Source organism: Komagataeibacter medellinensis NBRC 3288 (assembly GCF_000182745.2).
GTDB lineage: Bacteria > Pseudomonadota > Alphaproteobacteria > Acetobacterales > Acetobacteraceae > Komagataeibacter > Komagataeibacter medellinensis.
This window is the reverse complement of record NC_016027.1, coordinates 794,054-819,930: the sequence shown is the minus strand read 5'-3', so window position 1 is coordinate 819,930 and position 25,877 is coordinate 794,054. Positions and strand designations below refer to the sequence as shown.

The following is a 25,877-nucleotide window of genomic DNA, read 5'->3' as shown; positions in this document are numbered from 1 at the left end:
CGCATGCGCGGACTGTTCATTACATTTGAAGGGGGTGAGGGGGCGGGCAAGTCCACTCAGGCGCGGCTGCTGGCCGAACACCTGCGTGCATGCGGCCATGATGTGGATCTGACGCGTGAGCCGGGTGGCACGCCGGGAGCGGAAGCCTTGCGCGACTTCCTGCTGTTTGGCGGCCACGACCTGTGTGCCCGGGCCGAGGTGCTGACCCATTTCGCAGCACGCGCCGACCATGTGGAACGCCGCATCCTGCCCGCCCTTGAGCGGGGGCGGATCGTGGTGTGTGACCGCTTTGCCGATTCGACCGAAGCCTATCAGGGCTATGGCCTGAGCCACGGTAATGCGGGGCTGCTGGACATGATCGGCCAGTTGCGCGCCCTCATACCCGCATCTCCCGACCTGACTTTCATGTTGCAGGTCCCGCCCGATATTGCGCATGCCCGCCTGCAACAGCGCGGGTCCACGCGCGCGGACCGTTACGAAGCGGAGGATGCCGCCTTCCACGCTCGTGTCGCCGCAGGGTTTGAGGCGATTGCCCGGCGCGATGGCGCGCGCTGCCACCGCATTGACGCTAGCGGTGAGGCGCAGGGCGTGCAGCAGGCCATCCGTGCCGTGCTGGCCCCCCGGCTGGCGGGGCAGGGTTGTTGATGGCGGAACTGCCGACGGATGACCCGCGCACCTGCCGCCAGCTTGTGGGGCATGACGCGGCATGGGCGCAGTTCCTGTCCGTCATCCGCACTGGCAGGCTGCACCATGCGTGGTTGCTGACCGGGCCGGAAGGGGTGGGCAAGGCCACGATGGCCTTCATGATGGCGCGCGCCCTGCTGGGTGCCATGGACCATGACAGCCCCGTCGGCCGCAGGGTTGCGGCGGGCACCCATGCCGACCTGCTGGTCATTGCGCGCAGCGTGAATGAAAAGAGCCGCAAAAAGACGAAAAAGGGCGCAAGCCCCCCCCTGCGGCGCGAAATCGTGGCCGATGATGTCCGCCCCATCGGCACCTTCCTGCACCGCACGGCGGCCGAGGGGGGCTGGCGCGTGGTGATCGTGGATGGCGCGGATTACATGAACCGCACGGCGGCCAACGCCATCCTGAAAATACTGGAGGAACCGCCCGAACGCGCGATCCTGATCCTGACCGCCGCCATGCCCGGCCGCCTGCTGCCCACCATACGCAGCCGCTGCCGGGTGCTGAGTCTGTCCGCGCTGGACGGGGCGGCCATGCGCACCGTGCTGGCCAGCCTGCCCGACGCACCGCCGACCGAACAGCTTGAGGCCATACTGGCGCTGGCCCACGGCGCGCCGGGGCGGGCGGTGGAACTGCTGCGCGCGGGTGGAGTGGAACTGGCGGCCCTTGTGGCGAATGTCATGGCAGGCGGGGTGGATCAGGAGCGGGCATATGACCTGGCGGCAGGGGTGCTGGCACAGGAAAATGGCTTTTGCGTCTTTTTCGATCTGCTCTGCGATGCCATATCTGACAGGGCATGCGACCTGGCCCGCAACACGGCCACGCCCCATGCCGGTGATCTGCGCCCGGCGCGCATGGCCCTGTTGTGGCAGGACATGGTGCGCCTGCGCGCCGAGACCGAACAATTCAATCTGGATAAACAGCAGGCGCTGCTTACGGCGCTTGCGCGGGTGAGTGAAATATGACACGGCGCTACTACGTCACAACACCGATCTATTACGTGAACGGGGCGCCCCATATCGGCCACGCCTACACCTCCGTCGCAGCCGACGTGATCGCGCGCTTCAAGCGGCTGGCTGGGTTTGATGTCTTCTTCCTGACCGGAACGGACGAGCACGGCCAGAAGGTGGAACAGGCGGCACAGGCAGCCGATATGACCCCCATTGCCTTTGCCGACCGGGTCGCGGCCGATTTCCGTGACATGTACGACACGATGGGCATTTCGTACGATGACTTCATCCGCACCACCGAACCGCGCCACTTACAGGGCGCGCAGGCACTGTGGAAAAAGCTGGAGGAAAACGGCCATATCTACCTTGGCGCCTATGAAGGTTGGTACGCCACACGCGATGAATGCTTCTATGGTGAAGAAGAACTGGTTGACGACCCGAACGGCAAGAAGGTCGCCCCCACCGGCGCCGCCGTTGAATGGGTAAAGGAGCCGTCCTACTTCTTTGACCTGTCCAAATTCGGGGACCGGCTGCTCGAACTGTATGAAACCCGCCCCGGCTTTATCGAACCCGCAAGCCGCCGTAATGAGGTGGCGAGCTTCGTGAGGCAGGGTCTGCGTGACCTGTCGATCAGCCGCACCAGCTTCAACTGGGGCATTCCGGTGCCGGGTGACCCGAAGCATGTGATGTATGTGTGGGTGGATGCGCTGGCCAACTACCTTTCCGCTGTGGGCTATCCCGACGGGAACGCGCCACGCTGGGATTTCTGGCCGCCCAACCTGCATCTGGTGGGCAAGGACATCCTGCGCTTCCATGCCATCTACTGGCCGGCCCTGCTTATGGCGGCGGACCTGCCCTTGCCCGAGCGCGTGTTCTCGCACGGATGGTGGACCATCGAAGGCCAGAAGATGAGCAAGTCGGTGGGCAACGTGGTGGACCCGCGTGATCTGGTGCGCGAATTCGGTCTTGATCCGATCCGCTTTTTCCTGATGCGCGAGATGCCCTTTGGTGGTGATAGCGACCTGAGCCGTCGCGCCATCATCTCGCGCATGAATGTCGAACTGGCCAATGACCTGGGCAACCTGGCCCAGCGCACGCTCTCGCAGATCGCGCGCAACTGCGATGGAAAGCTGCCCCCGCAGGGCACTCACACGCCCGAGGACACGAAGCTGCTCGCCACCGCCAGCCTGTTGCCGCAGATCATGCATGAACAGATCGACCGCCAGGCCCTGACCGATGCGCTGGAAGAGGTGTGGAAGCTCATCCGCGCATGCAACGCCTATATCGACCATCAGGCGCCCTGGAAGCTGAAGAAGACCGATGCCGCCCGTATGGGCGACGTGCTGCGTGTGCTGGCCGATGCGCTGCGCATCATAGCCACCGTGCTCCAGCCCTACATGCCCGGCAGCATGGACAAGATGCTGACCCAGCTCGGTGTTGAGGCGGGCGAGCGCGATTTTGCCGCTCTCGCCACGGCGCTGCCGGCGGGGCGCGTGCTGCCCGCACCGCAGGGCATCTTCCCCCGTTATGTCGAACCGGAGGCTTCATGACCCGTACGGGACTGACCGACTCCCACTGTCACCTCGACCATTTTTCCGACGAGGAAATGCCCGAAATCCTGGCCCGCGCGCAACAGGCCGGGGTGGATGGCATGGTGACCATCGGGACCCGCCTCTCACGTGCTGACCAGCAGAAGAAACTGGCTGCGCTGGATGCGCCGGACCTGCGGGTGTGGTGCACCATCGGTACCCATCCCGACCATGTTGATGAAGAGGCGCTGCCCGCTGTTGCGGAACTGGTGGCCATGACCGATGACCCGCGCGTGGTGGGCATTGGCGAAAGCGGGCTGGACTATTTTCACGGCCGGCCCGAAATCAGGCCGAAGCAGCATGAAAGCTTCCGCGTGCATATCGACGCCGCACGCCGCACCGGCCTGCCGCTGGTGATCCACACGCGTGAGGCGGATGGGGATATGCTGGCCATCCTGCGCGACGAGACGGAAAACAGGGGCGCGTTTCCGTTCCTGATCCACTGCTTCTCATCCGGGCCGGAACTGGCGGCGGGCGCGCTGGAACTGGGGGGGTATATCAGCTTTTCCGGTATTGCCACGTTCAATCGTGCACAGTCGGTGCGCGACGTGGCGAAGGATGTGCCCGATGACCGGCTGCTGATTGAGACGGATTCGCCCTTCCTTGCTCCCGTGCCGCGCCGTGGCAAGCGCAATGAGCCGGGCTATGTGGCCTATACCGCCCGCGTTCTGGCCGAACTGCGCGGGATGGAGGATGCCGCATTCGCGCAGATGACCACGCGCAATTTCAGTCGCCTGTTCAGCAGGGCGGTCTGAGCGATGGAAATGATCATCCTTGGCTGTGCCGGTTCGGCAGGTGTGCCCATGGTGGGCGGGGCGGACGGGGCAGGGGACTGGGGCGAATGCGACCCCGGCGAGCCGCGCAACCGGCGCACCCGCTCATCGGTCATCATTGATGACGGGCCGGGCCGCAGGCTGCTGGTCGATACCGGGCCGGACCTGCGCGACCAGCTGCTGGCCCAGTGCATCGGCACGGTAGATGGGGTGGTCTATACCCATGCCCATGCCGACCATATTGCAGGCTTGGATGAGTTGCGGGCCATCAACCGCATCATAGGCGGTGCGCTGCCGGTTTATGGCACGGCAGAGGTGATGGACGAGATCAGCCTGCGCTTTGACTATGCCTTCCGCCCGTGGACCCCGCCGCGCATTTTCCGCCCGGTGCTCGATGTGCGCCATGTCACGCTGCCATCCACCCATACCATGGCGGGGATGACGGTGCAGGTATTTGCCCAGCGCCATGGCACGACCGAAACGCTGGGCCTGCGCGCCGGCCCCATGGCCTATTGCACCGATGTGGCCGAACTGGATGAGACGGCGCTGGACACGCTGCGCGGGGTGGATACGTGGGTGGTGGGCTGCTTCCAGCGCGAGACCCATCCCTCTCACGGGTGGCTGGCGCAGGTGCTGCGCTGGCGCGAGATTATCCAGCCGCGCCGCACGGTGCTGACCCATATGGGTCCGGACATGGACTGGGGCTGGATGCAGGCCAACCTGCCCGTGGGCGTGGAGGCTGCTTATGATGGGCTGCGGCTGTACGCATAAAGGGATATGACAAAAGTTTTTTGGGTGCCGTCTTTTTTTAGAGATTGTTTGAAAACAAATCATTGATAAAAAATAAGAAAAGTTTTTGGGTGTCGCCTTTTTTCAAAAAGGCGGCGTCTTCTGAAGCTTTTTGGAAAAAGCTTTACCAAAAACTTTTATAATTTCAGGATATTATTGAACCCGACTTTTCAAATAGCCTCTTAAAGAGCGGTATTCCTTGAAGCTTTTTGGCAACCAGATTCACCAAAAACTTTTTTCTGCGTTTCAGACCGCAGGGTATTTTGGCCCTGTTATTTACAATAAAGCGCATGCGGATTGCGTGTAAGGCTTGCCAGCAGGCCCGCAGCCCCCTAAGAGGGAGCGCCAACGGTCGGTGACCCGAGGCGCGGGGAAGCCGCCATCCGCTGACGAGGCCCCTGCATCATGTCTTCCATACCGAAAAACACATCCGTCCCCCGGATCGAGGATCGCATTCGCGAGGCCCTCGCCTTTGATGACGTGCTGGTTGTTCCCGATGAATCGAACGTCCTGCCTTCACAGACATCGACCAAAACCCGGCTGACCCGTACGATCACGCTGAATATTCCACTGATTTCGTCCGCCATGGACACCGTGACCGAGGACGGCATGGCCATCGCCATGGCCCAGAATGGCGGGCTTGGCGTCATCCATAAGAACCTGACCGTCGAACAGCAGGCCGAGCAGGTCAAGCGCGTCAAGCGCTTCGAATCGGGCATGGTTGTCAATCCCGTGACCGTCTATCCCGATCAGACGCTGGCCGAAGTCAACGCCACCATGTCGCGTCACGGGATCAGTGGCCTGCCGGTGGTGGAGCGTGAGACCAACCGGCTGGTCGGCATCCTGACCAACCGCGATGTCCGTTTTGCCACCGACCCTGCCCAGCGCGTGTATGAACTGATGACGCGTGAGAACCTTGTCACCGTGCGCAACAACGCCGACCGTGACCAGGCCCGCCAGCTCCTGCACCGCCACCGGATCGAGAAGCTGCTGGTGGTGGATGACGAGGACCGCTGCATCGGCCTGATCACTGTCAAGGACATGGACCGCGCGGTGCAGTACCCGCAGGCTAACAAGGACAGTATGGGCCGCCTGCTATGCGCCGCCGCCACCGGCGTGGGCGATGATGGCGTGGGCCGTGCGCGTGAACTGATCGCGGCAGGGGTGGATGTGGTGGTGATCGATACCGCCCATGGCCATTCCGCTGGCGTGCTCAAATCCATTGAGCGGGTGCGGGCGCTGAAGTCCGATATCCAGATCATTGCTGGCAACGTGGCAACGCCCGAAGCCGCGCGCGCGCTGATTGCGGCCGGGGCCGACTGCGTGAAGGTGGGCATCGGGCCGGGCTCGATCTGCACCACGCGCATTGTGGCCGGTGTGGGCGTGCCGCAATTCTCCGCCGTGATGGAAACCTCGGCCGCCTGCCATGAACTGGACGTGCCGGCCATTGCCGATGGCGGCGTGCGTACGTCGGGCGATGTGGTCAAGGCGATTGGCGCAGGCGCCGATGTGGTGATGGTCGGCTCGCTGCTGGCCGGCACGGAAGAAGCACCGGGTGAGGTGTTCCTGTATCAGGGCCGGACCTACAAGTCCTACCGTGGCATGGGCAGCCTGGGTGCGATGTCCCGTGGGTCGGCGGACCGCTACTTCCAGCAGGACATCAAGGACACGCACAAGATGGTGCCCGAAGGCATTGAAGGCCGTGTGGCCTACAAGGGGGCCATGGGTGCGGTGGTGCATCAGTTGGTGGGTGGCCTGCGTGCGGGCATGGGCTATACCGGTTCCGCCACCATTGCCGACCTGCAGCAGCGTGCGCGCTTCCGCCGCATAACCGGCGCGGGCCTGCGTGAAAGCCATGTGCATGATGTCTCCATCACGCGTGAAGCCCCCAACTACCAGCAGGACTGATCCTGCCGGTCTTTCCACAGTAACGGTTCCATAATTCATGACACCCAGCGCACGGCTTTCCGCCGCCATTGACCTGCTTGCCGCAATGGAGGCAACGCCGCAGCGGCCCGCCGATGCGCTGGCCAACGCCTTCTTCCGTGAACGGCGCTATATTGGGGGCGGCGACCGCCGCGCCATATCGGCGCGGGTGTGGCGCGTGCTGCGCCACTGGCGCAGGCTGCACTGGTGGATCGGGCGCGTGGGCGGGCAGGTCACGCCGCGCACGCTGGTGCTGGCCATGATGGCGCTGGAACCGGGTACCCACGAAAACCCGCGCGAACTGTTTACCGGCGGGCGGTATGCCCCGCTGGGGCTGATCGGGCATGAAAGCGCGCTGTATGACCATCTGCACGGCCAGGCAATGGTGCATGCGGACATGCCGCGCGCGGTCAGGCTTGAAGTGCCGGACTGGCTGCTGCCCCGGCTTGAACGCACCTTTGGCGACGGGCTGGAATCCGAGCTTGCCGCCATGGATGGCGAGGCCACGCTGGACCTGCGGGTCAACCTGCTCAAATCCGACCGTGCCACCGCGCGCGCGGCACTGGACGGGGATGGTATCCTGGCGGAAGAGACCACGCTTTCGCCATGGGGGCTGCGGGTGGCGGGGCGCCAGCCGGTCACCTCCAGCATGGCCTTCCGCAATGGCCTGATCGAGATACAGGACGAAGGCAGCCAGCTTGTGGTGGCCGCCGTGGGCGCGCGCCCCGGCATGCGCGTGCTGGATTACTGCGCGGGCGCTGCGGGCAAAACGCTGGGCATGGCCATGACCATGGAGAATCGCGGCCATATCGTAGCGTGTGACGTATCCGAACCCCGGCTGGAAGGCGCTGTGCGCCGCCTGCGCCGCGCAGGCGTTCATAATGCCGAGCGCCACCTGCTGGTGGCGGGCGACCGCTGGGCGCGCAGGCGTGCCGGCAGCTTTGACCGTGTTCTGGTCGATGCGCCGTGTACCGGCACCGGCACATGGCGGCGTAACCCCGATGCCCGCCTGCGCCTGCGTGAGCAGGACCTGCTGGAACTGACCGCCAAGCAGGCTGGGATCATTGACCGCGCGGCCACCCTGGTCCGCCCCGGCGGGCGCATGGTGTACGCCACATGCTCCGTGCTGCGGGAGGAAAATGGCGACCAGATCGCGGCTTTCCTTGCGCGCAATCCCGCCTTTTCTCTGGTGGCGCCCGATGCGGCGCAGGATGACCTGCCACCCGGCCTGAGCACGGACGGGCAGGTGAGCCTGACACCCCTCCAGCACCACACGGATGGTTTTTTTGCTGCCATCATGCAGCGCGATAGCTGATATATACGTATCGGTTAAATCAGATACGCCATGATCGCATTCCCTGCCCGCAAGCGCGCAGTTGGCAGGCGGCGGGGCGTTTGCAACAGGGTGGGATACGGGCATGCAGGCAACTAACCTTGCCATAGGAATTCTGTGCGTGCTGGGCGGTGGGATCGCGGCGCAGTGGGTGGCGTGGCGCTTCAAGCTGCCCGCCATCGTGCTGCTGTTCGCGCTGGGTCTGGCCTATGGGCCGGGGCTGGGACTCTTGCACCCGGCGGCGGCGATCGGGCCGTATTTCCACCCGCTGGTGTCCATGGCGGTGGCGTTCATCGTGTTTGAAGGCGGGCTTGCGCTCGACCTGCGGCAATGGCGTGAATCAGGCGAGGGCGTGCTGCGCCTGACGGCGGCGGCCCTGCCCATCAACTGGGTGCTCGGCTCGATGGCCGCGCATTATGTCGGCCACCTGCCATGGGGCACGGCGTGGTTGTTCGGCGCGATCGTGGTGGTGACCGGCCCCACGGTGGTGCTGCCGCTGCTGCGTCATACCAAGCTGCGGCCACGGGTGGCTACCTTCCTGCGGTGGGAGGCGATCGTCAATGACCCGATTGCCGCCATCCTGGCCACACTGGTACTGGAATGCCTGCTGCTGCGCCCCTCAAACACATCGGGGCTATCGCTTGCGGCCATGGAGATTGGGCCGCACCTTCTGTTCGCCACCATGTTCTCGATCGCCTGTGGCGTCTTTCCTGCCATGTTGATCAAGTTCCTCTCGGCGCGTGACCTGCTGCCCGAGATCCTGCGCATTCCCATCATCCTGGCATTTGCCATGGGGGTTGCGGCGTTCTGCAACCTGATCATGCAGGGGGCGGGGCTGATGGCCGCCACCGTGTTCGGCATGGCGCTGGCCAACCTGCATGTGACCGGCATGTCGGAACTCCAGCGCATCAAGGAATCGCTGGGTGTGATCGTGGTGTCGTGTCTGTTCGTGCTGCTGACGGCAGACTTGCAGCGCACACTGCTGACCCAGCTCTCCCTGCCCATCATGGCACTGACATTCACGGTCATGTTCGTGGTCAGGCCACTGGGTATCTTCCTGTCCACCATCGGGGCCAGTATGTCGTGGCAGGAGCGGCTGTTCGTGGGCTGGATCGCGCCGCGCGGCATCGTTGCGGCGGCGGTGGCGGGTGTAGTCGGGCTGCAACTGCGCGATGCAGGCTACCCCGGCGCCAACCTGATCACCCCCGCCGTATTCGCGCTGATCGCATCCACCATGATCCTGCACGGCTTCTCGTTGCGGCCACTGGCACGCGGGCTGCGTCTGACCCTGTCCGATGAACCGGCGCTGGCCATCATGGGGGCCAATGCGTGGTCCACCAACCTGGCCCGCGTGGTGCATGACCAGGGCATACCCGTACTGCTGGTCGATACCTACGCCCCCGCGTTGAACAAGGCGGCCAGGCTGGGGGTACCGATCCTGAGCGCCGAACTGCTGTCGGATGCGGGGCAGGAAAGCCTGGAGGAACGCCCGGCAGACTACCTGATCGCGGCAACACCGGATGCGATCTATAACGGCCTTGTCTGCGCGCGCATGGCGCCTGACCTGGGGCGCCAGCGCGTGTTCCAGGTCAGTCCGGGCATAGCAAGGCTGGACCTGTACCATGGGCTGAGCCGTGATTCGCGCGGCAAGGTGCTGGGAGAGCCGGGGTGGAATTTCTCGCTTATCGATTCGCTGTACGCACAGGGCTGGCGCTTTGCCAGCCACATCATGGGCGCGGAAGCGGGGGAGGAGACGTTGCTCCATGCCCCGGCCATGCTGTTCATGGTCATCCGCAAGGGCACCGCGATCTGGATATGCTCCGCCGAGGACGTGATTCCTGTCGAAGCGGCGGAAGGCGACATCATCATCCGTTTCGTGCCGCCCGACCCGGCGACAAAGGCGGCCAGCCTTCCGTCTGCCACGCGTGATGCTATGCCGGTGGTCTGACCTCGATTGCTTCCAGCCCCGCCGCCAGCAGATGGCGCAGGAGCGGTTCGGCCAGGGCAATGCAGCCTTCGGTCGGTCGGCCGCCGCGTGGCGGCAGGTGGAGGAAGATGGCAGATCCCCGGCCGGATTGGACGGGATCGTCGTTATAACCGAGCACAACCAGAATATCGTAAACGTGATCATCACGCCACAGCCGCTCGTGCCGGGCGGGGTGGGGCAGGATAACGTGGCGGTTGTAGTCGGGATGGGTGGGGTCGTCGCACCATCCATCATGCGGGCACAGCGGCTCCATGGGCAGATGACAAACAGGTGATGCCACCCGGTCGGCACGGTAGAACACGCGCCGCAGGGGCCAGATACCGGCCGGGGTTGCGCAATCTCCCTCAATCTTGCAGGTTTTGACGCCGCCTGCGCCAATAATGGCGGGCATGTTTGCGCCCATGCAATGCAGTTGTGCGTCCAGCCCCGTATTCGTTTGTAAAATAGCGCGTATCATGAATTCCTCTGGATCGGGTCTTGTGTATGTTATCTGCAGCCTGATTCGACTGCACGTGGCATGATGGCCGTCGGTTCATACGCCGGACGGGTTGCATTGCGGGGCATGAACGGCAAGACAGGAACCGACCCGATAATGGGTGGGAACTATAAAGTGATAAAGAGGGTTCGATGGCAGGAGCACGTCCCATACTGATAGCGGACGACGATCAGACTTTACGTCAAATGCTCGTTGAACAGCTACAGATTGATGGTGAATTTGAAGCGATCGAGGCAGGCTCCGTCGCCGAAGCGTGGGAAAAGCTGCAGGTACCGGGGGCGCGCTTCGATGCGATCATCCTTGATGTGTCTCTGCCTGATGGGGACGGTCGTGATTTCTGTGCCGATCTGCGGCGCAAGGGCAAGCGGATCCCGATCATCATCCTGACGGGCTCGGATGACGAGACTGACGTGGTACGCGGGCTGGATGCGGGGGCGAACGATTACGTGGCCAAGCCGTTCCGCATTGCCGAACTGCTGGCCCGCCTGCGCGCGCAGATGCGGATTTTCGAGAACAGCGAGGATGCCGTCTTCGCTATCGGGCCGTATATCTTCCGCCCCTCGGCCAAGCTGTTGCAGGAAACGGCGAAGAACCGCCGCATCCGGTTAACGGAAAAGGAAGCGGCCATCCTGAAGTTTCTGTACCGCGCGGGCACGCGCCCCGTGCCCCGGCAGGTGCTGCTTAACGAGGTCTGGGGCTATAATGCCGCCGTGACCACCCACACGCTCGAGACGCATATCTATCGTCTGCGCCAGAAGATCGAGCCTGATCCCACCAATGCTTCGCTGCTGGTGACCGAAGGCGGCGGCTACCGTCTGGACCCCGAGGGAGGCAAGGCCGCTCTGGCCTGAATGGGCTAGGTTTATGCAGGTTTGTGACGGGCCGCCCGGTTTTGGGTGGCCCGGTCGCGTTTGTGGGTATTATTGGCCCAGGTGTTCCAGGCAGCTCTGTGGGGGTGTGGGGCAGGGGGCGGTCAGGCGTCGATATCGAGTATGACCGGCACGTGGTCGGATGGCTTTTCCCAGTCACGCGCATGGCGGAGCACCTGCATGCCACGCAATGCGTCCTTCAGGTCAGGCGTGACCCAGACATGGTCCAGCCGTCGCCCGCGATTGGATGCGCTCCAGTCACGGTTGCGGTATGACCACCAGGTGTAGAGTTTTTCCGCCGGTGGCACGAAATGGCGCATCGCGTCGATGAAGCCAGTCTGCTGCCAGGCCATGAGGCGCTCGGTTTCGGGCGGGGTGTGGCTGACGATCTTCAGCAGTTGCCTATGGCTCCACACGTCCTGCTCCAGCGGGGCGATGTTCAGGTCCCCTACCAGCACGGTGCGCCGCATGGCGCGGGCAGAAAACCAGCGGCGGGCTTCTTCCACAAAAGCCAGCTTGTGCGCGAATTTGGGATTTTCAACCGGATCGGGAATATCGCCACCAGCGGGCACATAGAAATCATGCACGTCAATTGCCTGTGTGCCGGTGCCATAGCGCACGGCTATGTGACGGCAGTCACCCCTGCTGCACCAGTCGGGCGTGTCTTCCAGCACCTGCATGGGCGCGCGGGAGAGGATGGCAACCCCGTTATATCCCTTCATGCCCCGGAACACGACATGCTCGAACCCCAGCGCGTGGACTGCATCGAGCGGGAACAGGGCGTCGGGTACCTTGGTCTCCTGCAGGCAGACCATGTCGGGGGTGGTATCCGCACAGAGTTGGGCGAGCAGGGGCATCCGCAGGCGGAGGGAATTGATATTCCAGGTTACGATACGCATATCGGGTGCATTGCCGATCCCGACGGGGCTGACAAGAATATTTTTTCAGGCGGTGCAGGCCATGCGGGACAAAAACAGGAACGAATTATAAAAGGCGGCTTATATTTCGTGGAAAAAGGAAACTGGCAACACTCGTCACGGCGATGCCACAATTTGTCCACCTATGGGGTTGACAGGGCTGAATCCGGCCCTTGTGGCGAAGGATTTTTTTTCCGGGCCATGGGTTCCCAAATATAATCGTTATAAAACAACAGGTTACATTTAGTGATGTTTTTTTGGGCAATCCAGTTGCAGGAAAGGAAAACCGCCATCCGCACGTTTTTTTCTGCTGCTGCTCCACAGACTTATCCACACCATCGGTGGATGAACGGCCACCAACCATGACAACAGCCATTTCAGCCCCCCCAACCCGGCCCGTGGGGGTGGACGCGATCCATCACGCCCTGCGCACCATGCCGCAGTCGCCCGGCGTGTACCGCATGCTGGGCGCAAAGGGCGATGTGCTGTATGTGGGCAAGGCGCTGAACCTGAAGAAGCGCGTGACCTCCTACACCCATGTCAGCCGCCTGACCGAGCGGCTGCGGCGCATGGTGTCGGAAACCTGCAGCATGGAAATCGTCACGACCCATACCGAGGCCGAGGCCCTGCTGCTGGAGTCCAACTACATCAAGCGCATGCAGCCGCGGTACAACATCCTGCTGCGCGATGACAAAAGTTATCCATGGATCATGCTGACTGACCGGCACGACTTCCCCCAGATCAGCAAGCACCGGGGCAAGCCGGTGAAGGGGGCAAGCTACTGGGGGCCATTCGCTTCTGCCTGGTCGGTTAACCAGACGCTTAACCTGCTCCAGCGCACTTTCCTGTTACGCTCATGTTCCGACAGCGAGATGCAGGCCCGCACGCGCCCGTGCCTGCTGCACCAGATCCACCGCTGTTCCGCCCCCTGCACGGACCGCATCAGCCGCGAGGACTATGCCGGACTGGCCACGCAGGCGCGTGACTTTCTGGCTGGCCGCAACCCCGACATGCGCGAGCAACTGGGCCGCGAGATGGAGGCGGCGGCGGCGGCGCTGGAGTTCGAGCGCGCGGCGGCCATACGCGACCGCATACGTGGGCTTTCGGCGTTGCAGCAGGATTCCAGCGTCATCAACCCCTCCACCGTCACGGATGCGGATATCATCGCCATCTGGCAGATCGCGGGACAGTCGTGCATCCAGGTGTTCTTCATCCGCGCGGGGCGCAACAACGGCAACCGCGCGTTCTTTCCTAGTCATGCGCGTGACGAGACAGCGCCTGACGTGCTCGCCGCCTTTATCGGGCAGTTCTATGATGACAAGCCCCCCCCGGCCCAGGTCCTGGTTAATCAGGACCTGCCGGAAGTGGCGGTGCTGGGTGCGGCCCTTGGCCTGCGGCGTGGGCGTAAGCTGGAGATTCTCCACCCGCAACGTGGTGAAAAGCGCGGCGTGATCGAACATGCCGAGATCAACGCGCGTGAGGCGCTGGAGCGCAGGCTTGCTGAAAGTGCGGGTCAGGCCCGGCTGCTGCGCGGTGTTGCCGACCTGTTCGGGCTGGCGGAACCCCCGCGCCGGATCGAGACCTACGATAACAGCCATATCCAGGGGGCCAATGCCTATGGTGTGATGGTGGTCGCCGGGCCGGAAGGCTTTGAAAAACGCGCCTACCGCAAGTTCTCCATCAAGGGGCCGGTTACGCCGGGCGATGACTTTGCCATGATGCGCGAGGTGCTTGAGCGCCGCTTTCGCCGTGCGTTGAAGGAGCGTGAGGAAGGCGTGCGGCCGGAGGACTGGCCCGACATCCTGCTGATTGATGGCGGTGCGGGGCAGTACACGGCGGTGCGCGGCGTGCTGGACGGGCTGGGGGTGACGGGCGTGACACTGGTGGCCATTGCCAAGGGGCCGGACAGGGATGCAGGGCGCGAATGGTTCCATATGGAAGGACGCGCGCCCTTCCAGTTGCCGCCGCGCGACCCGGTGCTGTACTACCTCCAACGCCTGCGTGATGAGGCGCACCGCTTTGCCATCACCACCCACCGCGCCGGGCGGTCCAAAACGCTGGTACGCTCGGAACTGGATGATATTCCGGGCGTTGGCCCTGCACGTAAGCGCGCGCTGCTCAAACATTTCGGCTCGGCACGCAGCGTGCGGCAGGCGGGCCTGGGGGAATTGGAAAATGCACCGGGTATCAACCGCGACATGGCGCGCGCCATATACGGATATTTCCATCCCGACTGGACAGGGGACTGATCGGCTGTCATGCAGATGTGAGCGTAGAACCTGCCTGACAGGCATTATCAGTATTTCGGCTTTGTCCCATCCTTGGCTATAGCAGTACCAACATGCTTACCGACCTGCCCAACCTCCTGACCCTGTCCCGCATCATTGTGGTTCCCCTTGTTGTCGGGCTGGTTGTCCTCCATACGCCCCAGACCGATTGCGCGGCCTGCGTGCTGTTCATTCTGGCGGGCATTACCGATTATCTGGATGGCAAGCTGGCGCGGGCATGGAACCAGAACTCTGATCTGGGCCGCATGCTGGACCCGATTGCCGACAAGCTGCTGGTTGGCGCCTCCCTCATGGTCATGGCGGGGCTGGGGCGGCTGCCGTTTGGCTGCCTGTACCCGGCCATTATCATCCTCTCGCGTGAGATTCTGGTCAGCGGCCTGCGCGAGTACCTGGCCGCGACCCGCGTGGGCCTGCCGGTGACCAGACTCGCCAAATGGAAAACCGGGTTCCAGATGACTGCCATCGGCTTCTTGCTGGCAGGCGACAGCACGGCCTGGCTGCTGCACATCAGCTGGCTGCCGGTTAATGCGCTGGGTGCCATCATGATGTGGATTGCCGCCGTGCTGACCCTGATTACCGGGTGGGACTACCTCTCCACCGGGTTGCGCCATCTCAGCGGTGGCAGCACCAGGGCCACAAAATTATCGTCTTGATTACATGAAAAATTAACGCGCGGCGTGGTTGCTCTCTCCTGTGGGCTGATCGGTCCATCTTGTGCCGGACAGGCAGGGAAAAGGGGAGAACGCGGTGCGCAACGCCATTGTGCTGTCATTGCTGCTATGTCTGGCCGGATGTGGCGGGTTTGGCAAAATCCTGTCCGATAATACGGAACTGCCGGGCAGCCTGCCCAATACTCCGCACGCGGATGTGGAAAACCTGCGCCGGGTGGCGGGCCACGCACCGCAGATGCTGCCCATCATGCAGCAGGAACACAACATCTGGCCCATGCTTCCTTCTGGCCAGGCGGCGCTGGCGGCCATCGGCGCCGGGCCGGATGGCCCCCGCAGTGCGGTCGAGCGTTCCCGCCTGGTGGAGCGCGAGGTGGACCTGCCCGTGGGGGGCGAGATGCAGATCGGCAACGATCCGGCCCCCGATGGCATGCAGGCGGAAGGGCTGCCCGTTTCTGCATTGCCCTCAGTAGGGGAGGCAACGCATAAGGACGTATCGGATTCCGCCATCATCGTGCCGAATGGCGATGGCACCAGCACCGTGGTCGGCGCTGATGGCACGGTTCACGAACAGCAGGCCCCCTGAAGGCGGCCTATGGCCATCCGCCATGGCCAGTAGACTAGGGAGATGAGACCGGAATGCTGCGCATTCTCTATTTTGCATGGCTGCGCGACCGGCTGGGCCGCTCCGGTGAGACTGTGTCACTATCGGCGGGTGTGGATTCGGTGGCGGACCTGATCAGCCAGTTACGCGCGCGTGGCGGCGCGTATGCCGAAGTGTTTGCACGGCCGGAACTGATCCGTGTTGCCGTAAACCAGAGTTTCGCCACAAATGCGGCCACCATTGCCGCCAATGACGAGATTGCCTTTTTCCCCCCTGTTACCGGAGGCTGAGTCCACCATGCCCCGCGTTACGATCCGCGTTCAGGCGGAGGTGTTCGATTCCACTCATGAGACCACGGCCCTGCTGGCCGGGCAGGCGGAAGTGGGGGGGGTTGGTGCGTTTACGGGTTTTGTCCGTGGCGGTGGCAGCCTGGTGGCGCTGGAACTGGAACATTACCCCGGCATGACCGAGACGATGATGCGCCAGATTGCCGAATCCGCCTGCGCGCGATTCGGACTGGCGGGCTGCACCATCATCCATCGGGTGGGCCGGCTGAAGGTGGGCGCGCCCATTGTGCTGGTGCTGTGTGCTTCGGCCCACCGGGCGGCGGCGCTGGAGGCGACGGAGTTTATGATGGACTGGCTCAAGACCCATGCGCCCTTCTGGAAACGCGAGGAATTTGCCGATGGCCACAGCGCCTGGGTCGAGCCGCGCGCCTGTGATGACGCGGCGACCACGCGCTGGGGTACGCTGGGGGCATAGAAGTGACAGGGGCGAAATTTAAAAAAATAAAAGTCGTCCCGCAAACTCTTGACCCTAGCTTGTCCGCTGATTCGGACCATCGCTCCACATTTTGTCCACACACATTATATGGTGCAATCGGTCGCTGTTTGATCCATATATGGGGTCATATTGAAATTGACGCCCAGCCTGCACACAGGACCCGACCGGCCCTGCGCATGGCTGCGGCCGGTTTATCGGAGAAAATGAATGGTCCTGGATGGTGTATCCGGCGGCATGGTCGATGGTTCTGCCAGCGGGGATGGAACCGTCCAGGGAAAGGACAGTGCCACGATGCCTGAAATGTCTGAAATGACCGACATGCTGGACAACGTGGTCCAGCTGCCCGGCCACCATCCGGTGCGCGTGGACCGCAGCCGTGACGCGCTGCTGACCGCGTTTGGCAAGGCCACGCTCGATAACCGCTACCTCATGCCCGGTGAAAGCTACCAGGACCTGTTCGGTCGCGTGGCATCTTATTACGGCGCGGACGCCGCCCACGCGCAGCGGCTGTATGATTACATCTCGCGCCACTGGTTCATGCCGGCAACGCCCGTGCTGTCCAATGGCGGCACCACGCGCGGGCTGCCCATTTCGTGCTTCCTGAACGAGGCGAATGACAGCCTGCGCGGCATCGTGGACCTGTGGAACGAGAATGTCTGGCTGGCATCCAAGGGTGGTGGCATCGGTTCATACTGGGGCAACCTGCGCTCGATTGGCGAGAATGTGGGCCGCAATGGCAAGACATCGGGCGTGATCCCGTTCATCCGCGTGATGGACAGCCTGACGCTGGCCATCAGCCAGGGTTCGCTGCGGCGCGGCTCGGCTGCGGTCTACCTGCCGGTCTGGCACCCCGAGATTGAGGAATTCATCGAACTGCGCCGCCCTACCGGCGGTGACCCCAACCGCAAGGCGCTGAACCTGCACCACGGCGTACTGGTGTCCGACGCCTTCATGCGCGCAGTGGCGGATGATGATGAATGGGCGCTGCTTTCTCCCAAGGATAACACGGTTATCCGCAAGGTCTCGGCGCGCGGGCTGTGGATTCGCATCCTGACCGCGCGCATGGAGCAGGGCGAGCCGTACATCATCTTCTCCGACCATGTGAACAACGCCCGCCCCGAGCATCACAAGCTGGCGGGGCTGGAGGTCAAGACCTCCAACCTGTGCGCGGAAATCACGCTGCCTACCGGCATGGACCAGCACGGGCGCGAGCGTACGGCGGTATGCTGTCTGTCCTCGCTCAACCTGGAAACGTGGGAGGAGTGGAAGGACAACCCGCAGTTCATCGAGGACGTGATGCTGTTCCTCGACAACGTGCTGCAGGACTTCATCGACCGTGCACCCGACGATATGGAGCGCGCCCGTTACGCCGCCATGCGCGAGCGTTCGGTGGGGCTGGGGGTAATGGGGTTCCATTCCTTCCTGCAGGCCAATAACGTGCCGTTTGAAAGTGTTGTGGCCAAGAGTTGGAACCGCAAGATCTTCAAGCATATCCGCGCGCAGGCGGATGCGGCATCGCGCAAGCTGGCCGAGGTGCGCGGGCCATGCCCGGATGCGGCGGATTATGGGGTGATGGAGCGTTTCTCCAACAAAATGGCGATCGCGCCCACAGCCTCGATCTCGATCATCGCGGGCAATGCCAGCCCCGGTATCGAGCCGATTGCCGCCAACGTATTCCTGCAGAAAACCCTGTCGGGCTCGTTCACGGTGCGTAACCGCCACCTTGACCGGTTGCTGACCGAGCGCGGGCAGAACACGAGCGAGGTCTGGTCCTCCATCACGCTGAACAAGGGCAGTGTGCAGCACCTCGATTTCCTGACACAGCAGGAGAAGGACGTGTTCAAGACCGCGTTTGAGCTGGACCAGCGCTGGGTGATCGAACATGCGGCCGACCGCGCGCCCTTCATCTGCCAGGCGCAGTCGATCAACATCTTCCTGCCTGCCAACGTACACAAGCGCGACCTGCACCAGATCCATTACATGGCGTGGAAGCGGGGGGTAAAGTCGCTTTACTACTGTCGCTCGCTATCCATCCAGCGTGCCGATGCAGTCAGTGACGGGCAGGAAAAGCGCGATATGTCACACAGGGAAGGCAGTGGCCCCGCTGACAAGGCAGGCCCCGCGACCACCACCGATTACGAGGAATGCCTGGCCTGCCAGTAACAGGCCAGCCTACCACATACTTTCGCGGTTTTACGCGATAGGTTCCGATTATGCCCCCGCTGCCGGGTTCACGCCCGGCGGCGTCATTTCTGTACAGGACAGCACGGCCATGACCGATACAGCCCCCGCCGCAGAGGCCCACGTGGAACAGAGCCTGCTGACGGCCAACCCCGTCTACAAGCCGTTCCGCTACCCGTGGGCCTATGATGCATGGCTGACCCAGCAGCGCGTACACTGGCTGCCCGAGGAAGTGCCGCTGGCCGATGACGTAAAGGACTGGCACCGCACGCTTACCGAAAGCGAACGGCATCTGGTGACCCAGATCTTCCGCTTCTTCACCCAGTCGGATGTGGAAGTGAACAACTGCTACATGAAGCACTACAGTCAGGTGTTCAAACCGACTGAAGTGCTGATGATGCTCTCAGCGTTTTCCAACATCGAGACCATCCATATCGCCGCTTACAGTCATCTGCTCGATACCATCGGCATGCCAGAGACCGAGTATTCTGCTTTCCTTAAATATAAGGAAATGAAGGATAAATATGACTACATGCAGCAGTTCTCGGTCAGTGATAACTACCAGATCGCCCGCACGCTGGCAGCCTTTGGCGCGTTTACCGAAGGGCTGCAGTTGTTTGCATCCTTCGCCATCCTGCTGAACTTCCCTCGCCACAACAAGCTCAAGGGCATGGGGCAGATCGTGTCGTGGTCGGTGCGTGACGAATCGCTGCACTGTGATTCGATGGCCCGGCTGTTCCGCGTGTTCGTGCAGGAAAACCCGGAAATCTGGACCGATACCCTGCGCGATGACATCCGTCAGATCTGCCGCGACATTGTCGAGCACGAGGACGCGTTCATCGACCTGTCTTTCGAGATGGGTGCCGTGGAAGGGCTGGATGCCGAACAGGTCAAGCGCTACATCCGCTTCGTGGCCAACCGCCGCCTGGGCCAGTTGGGCCTGGATGGGATATACGACATCGCCACCAACCCGCTGCCTTGGGTGGACGAGATGGTCAACGCGGTCGAGCACGCCAATTTCTTTGAAAACCGGGCAACCGAATACAGCCGCGCGTCCACCACGGGTACATGGGATGAAGCCTTTGGAGACTGAACGCTGAGGGAATGAAAGTTTTTGGGTGCCGCCTTTTTTCAAAAGGCGGCATTCCCTGAAACTTTTTGCAAAAAGTTTCACCAAAAACTTTTTCTGCTTTTTTTCAGGCGGGCAGGGCTGCGCCATCCTCCAGCACCGCACGGGCTGCCGGGGTAAAGCGGCCATCGGCTTCATGCAGGACCAGGCCGGGTAGCATCTCGCTGCCCGCGCGGGTATTCGCGCGCCCCTGCACCAGCACGATGCGCGCGGCCTGACCCGCATGGGGCCAGAATGGAAAGACCCTGATCCCCCCCAGTCGTGCCGTCTCCATCGCACTTACACCTCCCGCCAGCAGGCTGGCGGGCAGGGCCAGCGTCAGCGTGCCATGGTGGCGCAACTGGGCCGTCAGCACGCGCACCCAGCCCGCCAGCCCGCTTTCGGGCAGGCGACGGGCCAGATCGCGCTGCATATGGCCCGAGGCCGAGGAATCATGTCCATGCCATGGCGGGTTGGCGAAGGCGTGGTCGATGCGGCGCAGGCCGGGACCACTCAGCAGCGGGTCATCGGGCAGGGCGGGCAGGGTAGTGGTGCGCACACGCAGGCAGTCACGGGCATTGAGGCTGAAGTTATGGGCGGCAAGGCAGGCGGTGGCGCTGTCCTGCTCCAGCCCGATTCCGGTCAGGTGATGCACCCGATTCGCAAGGCAAAGCAGTCCTGCACCAGCTCCGCAACCGGCTTCCACCACCACCTGTCCGGGGCGCGCGGGCACAAAAGCAGCCATCAGAACCGGTTCCAATCCGGTCCGGTTTCCGGTCGGAAACTGGCGATAGAGCACCTTTCCGCCCAGCAAAGTGCCGGTTGTGACCGGGTCGATACCCGCTGGTGGGAGGGGCAGACCATCTACTACAGCGCACCCCCTGCCTGCGTGCTCCGGCTTGACCGTTATTCCAGCGCCGCCCATATACTCGTATCCATGTTGATACATTCGGAACCGGGAGAGTAACCTTTTGGCCCTAGCAGTTAGTCTGCCGGAATCCGACCAAACGGCAAGTCAGAAAGACAAAGGGGCCAGCCGCCCGATGGCAGATGGATCAGAGGTTGCCCTGCGCGACCTGGCGGAATATCTCGCAGATGACATGGCAGCGTGCAATCGCGCCATTGTCGAGCGGATGGACAGCCCGGTAGCGCTTATTCCCCAGCTTGCGGCCCATCTGGTGGCAGCCGGCGGCAAGCGGCTGCGCCCGCTGCTGACCCTGGCATCCGCCCGGCTGTGCGGCTACAGGCCTGATGCCACGCATCAGCGCCACGTTGGCCTGGCTGCGTGCGTGGAGTTCATTCACACCGCCACCCTGCTGCATGATGACGTGGTGGATGAAAGTTCCCTGCGCCGGGGCATGGCCAGCGCCAACGCGGTGTTCGGCAACAAGGCATCGGTGCTGGTAGGGGACTTCCTGTTCGCGCGCTCGTTCCAGCTCATGACGGATGATGGCTCGCTCAAGGTCATGAATATCCTCTCATCCGCTTCCGCTACCATTGCGGAAGGGGAAGTGCTGCAGATGTCCACGCAGAATGACCTTTCCACGCGCATTGATCAGTATTTGGAAGTGATTCATGGCAAAACTGCGGCACTTTTTGCTGCGGCCTGCCGTGTGGGCGCTGTCGTGGCCGAACGTGACGAGACGGTGGAGCGCGCGCTCGAATCCTACGGCACCAATCTTGGCATGGCCTTCCAACTGGTGGATGACGCGCTGGATTACGCTGCCGACCAGGCCCATCTGGGCAAGACGGTGGGCGATGACTTCCGTGAAGGCAAGATCACCCTGCCGGTACTGGCAGCCTACGCAGCTGGCAGCGAGGAGGACCGGGCATTCTGGCAGCGTGTGATCGAGCGCAGCGAGCAGCAGCCCGAGGATCTGGACCATGCCCTGCAACTGATTGCCCGCACGGATGCCATCCACATTACCCTGGATCGGGCCACCGAATATGCTGATGCCGCACGGGATGCCCTGTCCATCTTCCCGCCAAGCCATCTGCGCCAGCTGTTGCAGGATACGGCAAGCTACACCGTCAGCCGCCTGCGCTAGGCGCGGAGGCTGGCGTTATCCGTCTGCCCCGGCATTGATCGGGGAATGAAAGTTTTTTTGGGCACCGCCTTTTTTCTAAAAGGCGGTGTTCTTTTGAAGCTTTTTGAAAAAAGCTTCACCAAAAAATTCTTTCAGTTTTCTATAGGGTGTGCGGCAAGGTTTACCCCTGCTGCGAACAGAGATATGGCATCCGCTCCATAGCCCAATCTGCCCAAGCCGGGCAGCAGGGCAGGGAAGTCGGGCGGCAATGCGGTAAAACAGACCCGTTCTGCCCCTGGAGCACGTGATATGGCGGGCGTTTGCGCCAGTACCCGTGCGGTCTGTCTTGCCACAGCGGAGGCTGGGTCCAGCCATGCTACACCGACCGGCCCGCTTTCGCGCAGGGCCTCAAGCAGGAAGGTGTAGTGCGTGCAGCCAATCCCCACCACATCAATCGCCGCACCGCCGGGTTGACCGAATAGCCCGGCAAGTTCGATGGCAAGCTGCGTGCGGTCAGGGGGTTCGCCACGGAAGGCACGCTCCGCCATATCCGCAAGCCCCCGCGCACCATGGGCGAGCAGGGTGCAGTGTGGGGCAAAGCGGATGTGCAGTTCCTGCAGGTAGGGCCTCCGTACCGTAGCGCGTGTGGCCAGCAGCCCGATGGTGCCGGTACGGGTCCGGTCCGCCGCCCATTTGATGGGCGGCACGCAGCCGACAAAGGGCACGTCGTAGGTCGCGCGCAAGCTATCCAGCGCAAGGGTGCTGGCGGTATTGCACGCAATCACCACAACACTGGGACACAGGCGGGCAATCGCCTGGCCCAGCAGGCTGACAATCCGCTGCCGAAGTGTGCTGTCAGGCTGCTCGCCATAGGGAAAGATGGCGGTATCCGCCAGATAGTCGATCGGCACGCCCGGCAGCAGGAGGCGGAGCTGGGCAACAACCCCCAGCCCGCCAATGCCGGAATCAAAGACGAGGATACGCGCCATCAACCGGCCTGCCGGTCAGCTGCCGGCATCACGCTTGGCCTTGAGGGCCAGGGCTTCCTCTGCGCTGCCCACGCCGCCATGCCGGGCTGACCAGGCACAGGGGTCTTCAAGGAATCGGCGGACTTCGGCAGCATCCTTTTCTGCGAAGTAGGGCTTGCCCGCGCAGGCTTCAAGCACATCCCACCAGGTACACAGCGCATGCAGGCTGATGTTCATGTCCGCCAGCGTGCGGTAAGCACCGGGGAACACGCCGTAGAAGAACACGACAAAGGTATGGTCCACGATCGCACCCGCATTGCGCAGCGCGTTGGCGAACTGCACCTTGGATGAACCATCGGTGGTCAGGTCCTCCACCAGCAGGGTGCGCATGCCTTCGGGTACATCGCCCTCGATCTGGGCATTGCGGCCAAAGCCCTTGGGCTTCTTGCGCACATAGGCCATGGGCGCCATCATGCGATCGGCAATCCAGGCGGCAAACGGAATGCCTGCGGTCTCGCCGCCCACAACGGCGTCAATGCTTTCATAGCCGACGTGGCGGCCGATCTTTTCCACCGCCAGTTCCATGATCTTCTGCCGCGCGCGAGGGAAGAAGATGATGCGGCGGCAATCGATGTAGACCGGGGATTTCCAGCCCGAGGTCAGGGTGTAGGGATCATCGGGGCGGAAGTTGACGGCCTTGATTTCCAGCAGCAGGCGCGCCGTCATCAGTGCGGCATCGCGGTCCCATGCGGTTGACCCTGTTGAAAGTCCGGCCCCGTTCCCCGTGGCGTCGTGCATACCCTGTCTCCGGCGAAATATGTCGTCTGTCGTGAATGACATACAAACGATTAACCGCAACAGAGGCGAAAATCCATCGGTCAGCGCGGAATGCTGCCCCGATTGCCAAAAAAAGCCGGTGTTGGAAATATAACGTGACCTGATCAGCGGAGTGTGACGCCATACGTCCCTTGCCCCCGAGGGGTATTCAATCTAATATCCCAATACTGATAATCATTCTCATTAATGGATCATCGCATCGTGTCTGTTGAAAACAGTCGCATCTCTCGCAAGTGCGAGCGTGCCGTCATCACCGCCTATCAGGAACTGCGTGGCGTCGGAACCAGCGATGTATCGGCGTTTCATGCCTGTACCACGCTGTACCGGATCCATCATCCCGAATCCTCGCTCAACGAGGCACGGCGTCTGGTATCGGAATGGATCGACCATCACGTGATCCAGAAGCGCCCCGGTCCCACGAATGGCTGCGAGTGTGATTGACCCAACAAACCGGATTTTAGGGACTGACGTTAAGAATCCCTGCCGGAGGGTTGCGTCATCGCGGGGTGCCTTACGCCGGGTTCAGGTAACTACCTGAAGCATGGTCCTGAATATGAAAGGGGCAGGCTGCATAGGCGGCCTGCCCCTTTTGTGCGTACCTAATGGATGACCCTACCCGGTGGCACGGGGCTGCCGGGTGGGCATGGCAGTCAGCCCCGCTTGTCAAACGGTGTGAAGTCGCGTTCCGGCGCGCCGGTATACAGCTGGCGGGGGCGACCGATGCGCTGGCCCGGCTCTTCGATCATTTCTTTCCACTGGCTGATCCAGCCGGTGGTGCGGGCTACGGCAAACAGCACGGTGAACATGCTGGTGGGAATGCCCATGGCCTTGAGTATGATGCCCGAATAGAAATCGACATTCGGGTACAGGCTGCGCTTGACGAAATATTCGTCGTGGATGGCGATCTTTTCCAGTTCGATCGCAAGGTCAAGCAGCGGATCGTCCTTGATCCCCAGTTCGCTCAGCACCTCATGGCAGGTGGCCTGCATGATCTTGGCACGCGGGTCAAAGTTCTTGTACACCCGGTGGCCAAAGCCCATCAGGCGCACGCCGCTGTTCTTGTCCTTCACCTTGGCGATGAATTCAGGAATGTTGTCCTTGTGTCCGATCTCGGCCAGCATCTTCAGCACGGCCTCGTTGGCGCCACCATGGGCGGGGCCCCACAGGGCCGCGATGCCTGCGGAAATACATGCGAACGGATTGGCACCGGTGGAACCGGCCAGCCGTACGGTGGAGGTGGAGGCGTTCTGCTCATGGTCGGCATGCAGGATCAGGATGCGGTCCATGGCGCGTGCCAGCACCGGGTTGACCTTGTAAGGCTCGCTGGGCACCGCGAACATCATGGACAGGAAGTTTTCCGCGTAAGACAGGTCATTGCGCGGATACACGAAGGTCTCGCCCTGGGTGTATTTATAGGCCCATGCGGCAATGGTCGGGATCTTGGCGATGATGCGCAGCGCCGACTGGTAGCGGGTTGCCGCGTTCGAGACATCCAGCCCTTCATGGTAGAAGGAGGACAGCGCGCCCACCGTGCCGCACAGGATGGCCATGGGGTGGGCATCGCGGCGGAAGCCGTTGAAGAAGTTGCGGATCTGCTCGTGCAGCAGGGTGTGATGCTTGATGGAATGTACGAACGTGTCGTATTCCGCCTTTGCTGGCAGTTCCCCATTCAGCAGCAGGTACGCCACTTCCATGAAGGTTGCCTGCTCGGCCAACTGGGCAATGGGGTAGCCGCGATGCAGCAGGATGCCCTTTTCACCATCAATGAAGGTGATCTTGCTGGAGCATGAAGCCGTTTCGCCATAACCCGGATCATAGGTGAATACCCCGGCCTGTGCGGGCAGCTTGCGGATATCGATCACATCCGGGCCAAGCGTGCCGGACAGCACGGGCAGGGCAACATCCTTGCCATTTAGCGAGATTGTGGCGGTTTTTTCGGACTCGCTCATCTACAACACTCCTCTTGGGTACCACCGCGGCGTGCACATTGACACGCGGGTGGCACATGTCTCCAACCTCCGGGCCATCTGCCGTTCGTGCGGCAGTTTGTCAGTATGCCCAAATTTTTTACCCGGCGGCCTTCATGGCCTGGCGCGCTTC

24 protein-coding genes are annotated in these 25,877 nt (G+C 62.4%); 18 read left to right on the top strand and 6 right to left on the bottom strand.

The window, feature by feature from the left end; all coding sequences use genetic code 11:
- Positions 1 to 3: 3 nt before the first annotated feature.
- The 8 genes from tmk to GLX_RS03665 all read left to right on the top strand — a co-directional run bounded on the left by tmk (position 4) and on the right by GLX_RS03665 (position 9,992).
- Positions 4 to 645 (top strand): dTMP kinase, encoded by a 642-nt coding sequence (tmk, locus tag GLX_RS03700; protein WP_041247155.1) that lies wholly within the window; start codon positions 4 to 6, stop codon positions 643 to 645.
- Complete coding sequence (locus GLX_RS03695) at positions 645 to 1,649, top strand: DNA polymerase III subunit delta' (protein ID WP_014104689.1); 1,005 nt, start codon at positions 645 to 647, stop codon at positions 1,647 to 1,649. The genes tmk and GLX_RS03695 overlap by 1 nt, the downstream gene beginning before the upstream one ends.
- Entirely contained in the window at positions 1,646 to 3,184 is a 1,539-nt protein-coding gene (gene metG / locus GLX_RS03690) for a methionine--tRNA ligase (RefSeq protein ID WP_014104688.1), read from the top strand. Before GLX_RS03695 ends, metG begins: the two co-directional genes overlap by 4 nt.
- Complete coding sequence (locus GLX_RS03685; protein ID WP_014104687.1) at positions 3,181 to 3,978, top strand: TatD family hydrolase; 798 nt, start codon at positions 3,181 to 3,183, stop codon at positions 3,976 to 3,978. The genes metG and GLX_RS03685 overlap by 4 nt, the downstream gene beginning before the upstream one ends.
- A gap of 3 nt (positions 3,979 to 3,981) precedes the next feature.
- Entirely contained in the window at positions 3,982 to 4,767 is a 786-nt protein-coding gene (locus tag GLX_RS03680) for an MBL fold metallo-hydrolase (protein WP_014104686.1), read from the top strand.
- A gap of 423 nt (positions 4,768 to 5,190) precedes the next feature.
- Entirely contained in the window at positions 5,191 to 6,693 is a 1,503-nt protein-coding gene (guaB, locus tag GLX_RS03675; protein WP_014104685.1) for an IMP dehydrogenase, read from the top strand.
- A 37-nt stretch (positions 6,694 to 6,730) separates the two neighbouring features.
- Complete coding sequence (locus GLX_RS03670) at positions 6,731 to 8,026, top strand: RsmB/NOP family class I SAM-dependent RNA methyltransferase (RefSeq protein WP_014104684.1); 1,296 nt, start codon at positions 6,731 to 6,733, stop codon at positions 8,024 to 8,026.
- A 103-nt stretch (positions 8,027 to 8,129) separates the two neighbouring features.
- Entirely contained in the window at positions 8,130 to 9,992 is a 1,863-nt protein-coding gene (locus tag GLX_RS03665) for a cation:proton antiporter (RefSeq protein ID WP_014104683.1), read from the top strand.
- On the opposite strand, the gene GLX_RS03660 is transcribed toward GLX_RS03665, so the two are convergent.
- Positions 9,976 to 10,434: a L,D-transpeptidase family protein gene (locus GLX_RS03660; protein ID WP_041247154.1), complete on the bottom strand. Its 459-nt coding sequence runs from the start codon at positions 10,432 to 10,434 to the stop codon at positions 9,976 to 9,978. The two genes, GLX_RS03665 and GLX_RS03660, sit on opposite strands and share 17 nt — an antisense overlap.
- Before the next feature lie 224 nt (positions 10,435 to 10,658).
- On the opposite strand from GLX_RS03660, the gene GLX_RS03655 reads away from it, so the two are divergent.
- Positions 10,659 to 11,378: a response regulator transcription factor gene (locus GLX_RS03655; protein ID WP_014104681.1), complete on the top strand. Its 720-nt coding sequence runs from the start codon at positions 10,659 to 10,661 to the stop codon at positions 11,376 to 11,378.
- Between the two features lie 122 nt (positions 11,379 to 11,500).
- Here GLX_RS03655 and GLX_RS03650 read toward each other — a convergent pair whose 3' ends face one another.
- Positions 11,501 to 12,295, bottom strand: a complete 795-nt coding sequence (locus tag GLX_RS03650; RefSeq protein ID WP_014104680.1) for an exodeoxyribonuclease III — start codon at positions 12,293 to 12,295, stop codon at positions 11,501 to 11,503.
- A gap of 380 nt (positions 12,296 to 12,675) precedes the next feature.
- Between GLX_RS03650 and uvrC the strand changes: the two genes are divergently transcribed.
- The 7 genes from uvrC (at position 12,676) to GLX_RS03615 (ending at position 19,930) form a co-directional block, all read left to right on the top strand.
- Positions 12,676 to 14,562, top strand: a complete 1,887-nt coding sequence (uvrC, locus tag GLX_RS03645; RefSeq protein WP_014104679.1) for an excinuclease ABC subunit UvrC — start codon at positions 12,676 to 12,678, stop codon at positions 14,560 to 14,562.
- A gap of 92 nt (positions 14,563 to 14,654) precedes the next feature.
- On the top strand, positions 14,655 to 15,254 hold the full coding sequence (pgsA, locus tag GLX_RS03640) for a CDP-diacylglycerol--glycerol-3-phosphate 3-phosphatidyltransferase (RefSeq protein WP_014104678.1): 600 nt from the start codon (positions 14,655 to 14,657) through the stop codon (positions 15,252 to 15,254).
- A 94-nt stretch (positions 15,255 to 15,348) separates the two neighbouring features.
- Entirely contained in the window at positions 15,349 to 15,855 is a 507-nt protein-coding gene (locus GLX_RS03635; RefSeq protein WP_231850395.1) for a hypothetical protein, read from the top strand.
- Positions 15,856 to 15,908: 53 nt separating this feature from the next.
- On the top strand, positions 15,909 to 16,163 hold the full coding sequence (gene moaD, locus GLX_RS03630) for a molybdopterin converting factor subunit 1 (protein WP_014104676.1): 255 nt from the start codon (positions 15,909 to 15,911) through the stop codon (positions 16,161 to 16,163).
- Between the two features lie 7 nt (positions 16,164 to 16,170).
- Positions 16,171 to 16,635, top strand: coding sequence for a molybdenum cofactor biosynthesis protein MoaE (locus tag GLX_RS03625; RefSeq protein WP_014104675.1), 465 nt, complete (start codon positions 16,171 to 16,173; stop codon positions 16,633 to 16,635).
- A 330-nt stretch (positions 16,636 to 16,965) separates the two neighbouring features.
- Positions 16,966 to 18,819: a ribonucleoside-diphosphate reductase subunit alpha gene (locus GLX_RS03620; protein WP_407927262.1), complete on the top strand. Its 1,854-nt coding sequence runs from the start codon at positions 16,966 to 16,968 to the stop codon at positions 18,817 to 18,819.
- Between the two features lie 109 nt (positions 18,820 to 18,928).
- A complete protein-coding gene (locus GLX_RS03615; protein WP_014104673.1) occupies positions 18,929 to 19,930 on the top strand; it encodes a ribonucleotide-diphosphate reductase subunit beta in 1,002 nt (333 codons plus the stop codon).
- A gap of 103 nt (positions 19,931 to 20,033) precedes the next feature.
- Here the strand turns inward: GLX_RS03615 and GLX_RS03610 are convergent, their stop codons facing one another.
- Entirely contained in the window at positions 20,034 to 20,690 is a 657-nt protein-coding gene (locus GLX_RS03610; RefSeq protein WP_331396450.1) for a tRNA1(Val) (adenine(37)-N6)-methyltransferase, read from the bottom strand.
- 298 nt (positions 20,691 to 20,988) lie between these two features.
- On the opposite strand from GLX_RS03610, the gene GLX_RS03605 reads away from it, so the two are divergent.
- Positions 20,989 to 21,993 carry a polyprenyl synthetase family protein gene (locus GLX_RS03605; RefSeq protein ID WP_041247153.1) on the top strand — a complete coding sequence of 335 codons (1,005 nt, stop codon included), beginning with the start codon at positions 20,989 to 20,991 and terminating at the stop codon, positions 21,991 to 21,993.
- A 131-nt stretch (positions 21,994 to 22,124) separates the two neighbouring features.
- Here GLX_RS03605 and murI read toward each other — a convergent pair whose 3' ends face one another.
- Positions 22,125 to 22,961 carry a glutamate racemase gene (gene murI / locus GLX_RS03600; RefSeq protein WP_014104670.1) on the bottom strand — a complete coding sequence of 279 codons (837 nt, stop codon included), beginning with the start codon at positions 22,959 to 22,961 and terminating at the stop codon, positions 22,125 to 22,127.
- A 15-nt stretch (positions 22,962 to 22,976) separates the two neighbouring features.
- Positions 22,977 to 23,738 carry an orotate phosphoribosyltransferase gene (locus GLX_RS03595; protein ID WP_041247152.1) on the bottom strand — a complete coding sequence of 254 codons (762 nt, stop codon included), beginning with the start codon at positions 23,736 to 23,738 and terminating at the stop codon, positions 22,977 to 22,979.
- Between the two features lie 225 nt (positions 23,739 to 23,963).
- On the opposite strand from GLX_RS03595, the gene GLX_RS03590 reads away from it, so the two are divergent.
- Positions 23,964 to 24,218: a hypothetical protein gene (locus tag GLX_RS03590; protein ID WP_014104668.1), complete on the top strand. Its 255-nt coding sequence runs from the start codon at positions 23,964 to 23,966 to the stop codon at positions 24,216 to 24,218.
- 209 nt (positions 24,219 to 24,427) lie between these two features.
- Here the strand turns inward: GLX_RS03590 and GLX_RS03585 are convergent, their stop codons facing one another.
- Entirely contained in the window at positions 24,428 to 25,726 is a 1,299-nt protein-coding gene (locus GLX_RS03585) for a citrate synthase (protein WP_014104667.1), read from the bottom strand.
- Between the last annotated feature and the right edge of the window lie 151 nt (positions 25,727 to 25,877).